Genomic DNA, 6,774 nt, shown 5'->3' on the forward strand with positions numbered 1-6,774 from the left:
CAGGTAAATGTGGTTTTTCGGGTAGGGGAAGTTTCTGATGTCCCAAAGTCTGAATCAGAAAGTTTGCAAGATTGTAGGAGGGGTAATTACCCCACCTTGTGGAGTACCCTCAGATGTGGCAGTAATAACTCCTCCCTGTGGTGTGCCTTGTTCTGTGGGATTGAGATATCCTTGGAACACAAAACCCGCTTTTAACCATCCTTTGATGAGTTCCCGTTTTGGGAAGTTGCTCACCATGTTCAGAATGGACTCATGGGCAATGTTGTCGAAGAATCCCTTGATGTCAGCTTCTAGAACCCAATTGTGCCATCTTGAGAGCAAATTGAAGCTTTGTTCTATTGCGTCTTGACAGCTTCGCCCCGGTCGGAAGCCATAACTGTTTTGTTCAAATACGGCTTCCCATTCGGGTTCCAGTGCGTTCAAAACTATTGCCTGTTCGATTCTGTCGCGCACGGTCGGGATTCCGAGCGGTCGTTTTTTTCCGTTGGGTTTAGGTATTTCTACCCTTCGGGTTGGTTTGAGGTTTCCCCCATTCCAGTTATTTACCAGGTTCACCCTTTGCTCTGGGGTATTGATGATTTCTTTATCAATGCCTGCCGTTGCCTTGCCTTGGTTGGTCTGGGTGATACGCCGAACAGATAATAGTAAATTGGCGTAGCTTCTTTGCATTAACTTCTGTAAGTTTCTCAGCTTACGGAAGTCCCCAAGCTTCCTCGCACGAAAGATTCTTTGACGTAGGTTTCTAATAAGCTTGTTTATCTGTTTCCATTTAATCTGGTTCCAGTTCTCAAGCTGTTTCTTCAGTCCGTTTGTTGTCAATGATGACACCATCTAACTTGTCCTCAGATTGGATTCCTTTGTTTGGTTTCCTTCGTGTAAGACCCAGAAGAAGTCTGCTTTCCTTTCGGTCAAGAGTAATGTTTCAACTCTTATCTGGTTCATTACAAACCAGCGTTCGCTTTTTCTTCCATCCTTTACCCTCCAGAGATTTCTGTCTTTGTTGCCTCGGACTTACTAAGAGTATTCGACCTCTCCTAGACTCTGTAGGGCTTACCCTGTTGTATCGTTTTAGTTTTCTATCCTCTTTTAGGTGCTATCTATTCTGCGATGGAAGTTATGTTCACACGATTTATAGAAGTCGAAACTATAAATCCTATCCATTTACCTTTTGGTCAGAGCCTATCAGCCTAATTTGGCTCCTTTTCGTATAACGCAGTTTAGTTGATAGTTCACTTGCGTTCACCGTTAAAGGATTCCCCTTTGCTCCTGACCGCCTTCGGCTGGCAGCTTCGGTTACTTTCGTGGTCTGCACTCCACCTCGTTCATTACTTACTTGAGGCGTGACCGGACTCTTATGAGTCTTTTACGTAGGGGTAGCGGGTGTGAATCCGCTAGGGAACTGGGTTTCCCGTACTAAACGACCTTTTTCAGGTCGCGCTCGACCGAACGAATCGCACCGATGGCGTAACCGCCCGCCTTCGGCATCGCACTTAAAAATTCTCTGGAGAGCAGATTATCATTTGGGGAACGCATTGCAGAGGTAACTAAACGTTGGATCAAGTAGCTTTTGACACTCATATTAGGTTATACCACCCTTGCATCTGACAAAAAATTCTTTTCGAGTCAAAGTTACACCTATAGAGCGATGTCTACGATGGGCTGCGACGCTCCTGCGTCGCTAACGCTGCGCTATCGGTGTCGCCCCCGCAAAATTCTTAGAGGAAACACCAAAAAGAGCGATCGCTTGTGACATAGGCTTCTTGAACCGTAGGCAGACGTTCGAATACTCGCTAACGCTTGCTTCAAATCAGTACACTGGTACTTTGACACTCTCAGCCCTAAAGGGACTGGTGTGATTCGTTGATTAGTGAATCACGGTATAAGCCCGTACATAACTAATCCAACCGAGTCTAGTAATAGGCAAGGTTGAACTCTCAGAAAGATGTAGGTGAAAGCCCTACCAGTCAGACTCAGACTTGACTCCTTATCTGCCCCCACCGAACAAGCTCGGTTCTTGTGGAGTGAAGCTCTTAACTGGGCGCAACCAGACGACCATCGCGGGTTGACACTGGCGCTAACGGGGAGTTCCCAAGGTGAAAGGGAGCCTAGAAAAGCAACCTATTTAGAAGCAGGGCGCGAATTAGAAAGCCTAGAACCCTTGAGATATCCTAATTTTTACTGATGGCATTGACTGGAAAGCATTTATTCTTTCTTTTCAAGAACTACAGGCTGAATATGGTGAAGAAAACTTATCAGTTCAAGCCATTGAAAAGAAAAGTGGTGGTGTATTTGTAATTCGGCTAGAAGTTCCACCAGAAGCCAATAAAGCAGATATTGAACGTCAGGCTAAAGCATTATTTGAATAACCGGGTTTAAGACCCCCATTTGGTGGTGCAACAATTCAGATCGCGCGCGAGTTAAACAAGGTGCAAAAGCAGCTGTTCATTCAGATGAAATTAGGGATATTTACCAATTTAGTTGGTAACGCTTTCATACTAAACAAATGCTCTCTTTATCGGAATTTGGGGCTTTTGAGCCAAAAAAGCGGCTAAAAAGTAACCACCCGCAAAAATAATTGGCGCTTGGCAAGCAAATTTGCAATTGATGTGATAGTCTTTTTATATGGGGAATCAAGACTTTCCATTGCACAGTCATGTCGTCCAAGAGAAATGATATAAACTCAAAGACCACACTTTCGCCTTGGCAGATGCAATGTTTAAATCCGCTACGGCTTTTTGAAACTAAGAGACAAAGCCAATGAAGCAGGATAGTGACCTCCGTAATAACTTGAAGTCAATTAGAACTCGCTTAGGCATGAGCCAACAAGACTTGGCTAACATCGCTAATGTGACTCGTCAGACTATTAGTGGTGTAGAGTCGGGACAATATGCTCCTTCAGTTGCCATAACACTTCGCTTGGCCAAAGCGCTTGGCTGTCAAGTAGAGGATCTATTCTGGTTAGAGCGAGATTTACCTGAAATTGAAGCCGTTCTTGCTAAACCTGTTCCTAATGGTCAGCAGCTACGAGTTAGCATGGCTCGTGTGGGAGGACAATGGATAGCTTATCCCTTGATTGGCAAGGATGCTTTTCGCCAAGATATGATTCCGGCTGACGGTGAAAGCACAAGCCAAACAGGTACAAATAAAGTTCGAGTCCGTCTTTTAGACGATAATCTCGACACACTTCACAACACCGTTGTGATTGCTGGTTGTGCCCCTGTGATTTCACTATGGGCAAGAGCCACCGAACGCTGGCATCCCCAACTGCGAGTCCAATATAACTTCGCCAATAGCATGGCTGCATTGCACAGTCTATGCAGAGGTGAGGCGCACATCGCTGGGATGCATCTGTACGATCCTGAGACTGGTGAGTATAATACTCCCTTTGTTCGAGATGTTCTGGCTGGGAGGGAAGCAGTTCTGATTACCCTTGGTGTCTGGGAGGAGGGACTTTTATTAAAGTCAGGGAACCCAATGGGAATTAGAACAGTTAGTGACTTAGTTGCGGGGGGAGCGACTATTGTTAATCGCGAAATAGGTTCTGGTAGTCGGATGCTTTTGGAACAAACACTCCAAAAAGAGCAGATACCGTTCGATGCCCTTCAGGGCTTTGACAATGTACTCAACAGTCACCAAGATGTTGCCCAAGCTTTAGTCAGAGGAGTTGCCGATGCTGGTATGAGTACGGCATCTGTAGCTACCGCTTTTGGGCTGGGATTTATCCCTTTACATCAGTCACGATATGATTTGGTGATTCTCAAGGAATATCTGGAAGAAGCACCAGTACAGCAGTTGCTCAGTACTTTGGGACATCGGATGGTTCACTCCCAATTTGAAATTCTCGGCGGTTACGATATCAGCAAAATTGGCGAAGTTGTAGCGACTGTTTAGAGTGGATTGTAATGGTTGGTTGTGTTGTTAAAGGGAAACTCTGCGTAAATTTAAACAACATTGCTCGTGGCGTTGTCAAATATGCTCATACTGGCGGCGTGCGTTTAGGTGGGCTGATTTGTAACAGCCGTCAAACTGACCGGTAAGACGAACTGATTAGCACCCTGGCAGCCAGATTGAATACCCACATGATTCACTTCGTCCCCCGTGACAATATCGTGCAACACGCCGAATTGCGCCGGATGACAGTGAACGAGTACGCACCTGACAGCAAACAAGCTAATGAATATCGCACATTAGCGGACAAGATTATCAACAATACAAATCTTACAGTTCCCACACCCATTGAGATGGATGAGCTAGAAGATTTGTTGATTGAGTTCGGCATCCTTGAAAGTGAAGAAAATGCTGCAAAAATGATTAGCCAAGCAGATGCTGCTAAGAAGCTAGAAGACGCTCAAGGCGAAGCACTAGAAGCAGTGAAAAAAGGAAACGTAGAAATAGTTTCTGGTAGCTAGAAGAAGTAAGGTTCTTGTTTAGACTCCGGTGCTAAATACAGAGTAAATATTAGGTGGGCTATTCTCGCCCATTTTCTCACCAATCTTTTAAAATGGAGGTAATGGAATAGCCAATCTTAACGGGAGCATCCCATTTTGGAATATGTAGTGCGAGCATCTTGCTCGCATAATAGATACAGCGAGCAAGATGTTTGTCCTTCCCTGCGGGAGGCTGCGCCAACGGACACGCTACGCGAACGCATTACAAAATAAATCTGCCAAATCGGGATGCACCCGTCTTAACTCTGTGTTTTTTATCTTCACCGTGTGAATACTAATCTACCAAAATGTACACGCTAACATTAATACCTTAATAGTCTAGTTCGTGTTTTTGTTTTCTCCTTCTCTAACCTCGTTGATGTTTATGTTTTAGGGGATGGAAAATTCTCTTTCTCATTCCCTTTTATTCCATGCTTTAGATAAACTAATAAATGAAAGTCCTATAAAAGCCTTTGGGAATTCAGTTAATACCTAATAACTTCTACCTATTGTCACCAAACAAATGAATCCCACCCCAGAAAAAATCAACGATTCATTCAGTGAGTCAAATTCAGAAGATGCTCATCAGCAACAAAAACTGCATAAAAAAAAGTCCTCCACACAATTACCCCAACCTGGAACTACTCAAGGGAGTTGTGCTTTTGACAGTGCAATGATTACCCTAGTACCAATCACCGATGCTGCTCATGTAGTCCACGGGCCAAGTGGCTGTGCTGCCAGTATTTGGGGAAGTTACAGCAGTCTCTCTTCTGGTTCGATGCTATACAAAATACGCTTTACCAGCGACATTGATGAGAACGATATCATCTTTGGTGGAGCCAAAAAGCTGTACAAAGGTATTTTAGAATTAGCAAGACGCTACAAACCGACGGCGGTATTTGTTTACTCCACTTGCATCACCGCCTTGATTGGGGATGATATCGAGGGAGTTTGCAAAAATGCCACCGAGAAAACAGGAATACCCACTATACCTGTACATTGTCCTGGCTTTATTGGAAACCAAAATTTGGGCAATCGTGTTGCTGGTGAAGCGTTGCTAGAACACGTTATTGGAACAGCTGAACCAGAGACTAGTACACCTGATAACATCAACCTAATTGGTGAACATAACATCGCAGGTGCAATATGGAATGTTCTACCGTTATTGGAGAAATTAGGTATCAGAGTTTTGGCAAAAATTACAGGCGATGCTCTCTACAAAGAAGTTTGCTATGCCCATCGTGCCAAACTTAACGTGCTGCTCTCCTCCAAAGCACTAATTAACATGGCAAAAAGCATGGAGGAAAAATATGGCATTCCCTATATTGAAGAGTCTATCTATGGTATAGAGTCAATCAATCAATGTTTAAGGAATATTGCTGCCAAGTTAGGTAATTCTGATTTGCAGGAACATACAGAAAAACTAATTGCAGAAGAAACTGCTGCCTTAGAAGAAAAACTCGCTGTTTATATCACCCGATTACAAGGTAAGTGCGTTCTCCTTTCTACTGGAAGTTTCAAGAGTTGGTTGATTATCTTTGCTGCTAAGAAATTGGGGATGGAAGTCATTACTATTCTCACTAAGAATAATACTGAGGAGGATAGAATTAGAGTCAAAAGTTTGCTAGGTCAAGATGGCATAATTCTAGAACAAAATAGTCCTGAAGAAATTTTACAGATAATTAACGAAAATCAAGTTGATATGTTAATTGCTGATAAACGCCATCAAGATACTTCTCTTACGGCTAAGATTCCATTCTTAGACATTAATCAAGAACGCAATCATGCCTATGCAGGCTATATGGGAATTTTAGAGGTAGCACGAGAACTATATGCTGCTTTTTACAACCCTGTGTGGGAGCAAGTATACCAGCCAGCCCCGTGGGAAGCAGGAAATTCTCTAAAGGAGGAAATTTGATGGCGATTATTAGCGTTACGAATACATCAGTTGCAGTTAATCCCCTGAAGCAAAGCCAAACTGTAGGTGCTGTTTTAGCCTTTTTGCGGTTGAAGGGAATCATGCCTTTATTACAGGGTTCTCAAGGCTGTACTGCTTTGACTAAGGCGGTATTAGTACAACATTTCCGCCTTCACTTGAGTTATGGCGCGGTAGACGGGTCTTTTTCCCCTGGGAAAGGTGGGGGACTCTGTAGTATGTTTGCTCCAGACAATAATACAATAATGATAATCATGAAAAGGGTGGAAGAACAAATGCCGACATTAGAAGAAGTTTGGCGACTTTACCTTTATCCAATACTAAATTCAGCATAAACAAAAACCCCCTAGCTGTGATGGGAGCTAGAGGGTTTTAGTTTGTAATTAATAAACCTGGCATCGAGCTATTTTT

General features: G+C 43.5%; 5 protein-coding genes and 2 pseudogenes. 6 read left to right on the forward strand and 1 reads right to left on the reverse strand.

What is annotated here, in order from left to right:
* Window positions 1-54 precede the first annotated feature (54 nt).
* Window positions 55-831, reverse strand: a complete 777-nt coding sequence (locus V7K97_RS11010) for a reverse transcriptase N-terminal domain-containing protein (RefSeq protein ID WP_334800954.1) — start codon at window positions 829-831, stop codon at window positions 55-57.
* Window positions 832-1,567: 736 nt separating this feature from the next.
* On the opposite strand from V7K97_RS11010, the gene V7K97_RS11015 reads away from it, so the two are divergent.
* The 6 genes and pseudogenes from V7K97_RS11015 to V7K97_RS11040 all read left to right on the forward strand — a co-directional run.
* Window positions 1,568-1,750 (forward strand): hypothetical protein, encoded by a 183-nt coding sequence (locus V7K97_RS11015; protein WP_334800955.1) that lies wholly within the window; start codon window positions 1,568-1,570, stop codon window positions 1,748-1,750.
* A gap of 198 nt (window positions 1,751-1,948) precedes the next feature.
* A complete protein-coding gene (locus V7K97_RS11020) occupies window positions 1,949-2,182 on the forward strand; it encodes a hypothetical protein (protein ID WP_334800956.1) in 234 nt (77 codons plus the stop codon).
* 575 nt (window positions 2,183-2,757) lie between these two features.
* Window positions 2,758-3,891, forward strand: a complete 1,134-nt coding sequence (locus V7K97_RS11025; RefSeq protein WP_334800957.1) for a substrate-binding domain-containing protein — start codon at window positions 2,758-2,760, stop codon at window positions 3,889-3,891.
* Between the two features lie 53 nt (window positions 3,892-3,944).
* Window positions 3,945-4,409 (forward strand): annotated as a pseudogene (nifH, locus tag V7K97_RS11030) (nitrogenase reductase); the annotation flags it as partial.
* A gap of 541 nt (window positions 4,410-4,950) precedes the next feature.
* Entirely contained in the window at window positions 4,951-6,345 is a 1,395-nt protein-coding gene (gene nifE / locus V7K97_RS11035) for a nitrogenase iron-molybdenum cofactor biosynthesis protein NifE (protein WP_334800958.1), read from the forward strand.
* A pseudogene (locus V7K97_RS11040) lies at window positions 6,345-6,515 on the forward strand (nitrogenase component 1); the annotation flags it as partial. The gene nifE and the pseudogene V7K97_RS11040, both read left to right, overlap by 1 nt.
* Between the last annotated feature and the right edge of the window lie 259 nt (window positions 6,516-6,774).

Source organism: Nostoc sp. (genome assembly GCF_036917815.1).
GTDB lineage: Bacteria > Cyanobacteriota > Cyanobacteriia > Cyanobacteriales > Nostocaceae > Nostoc.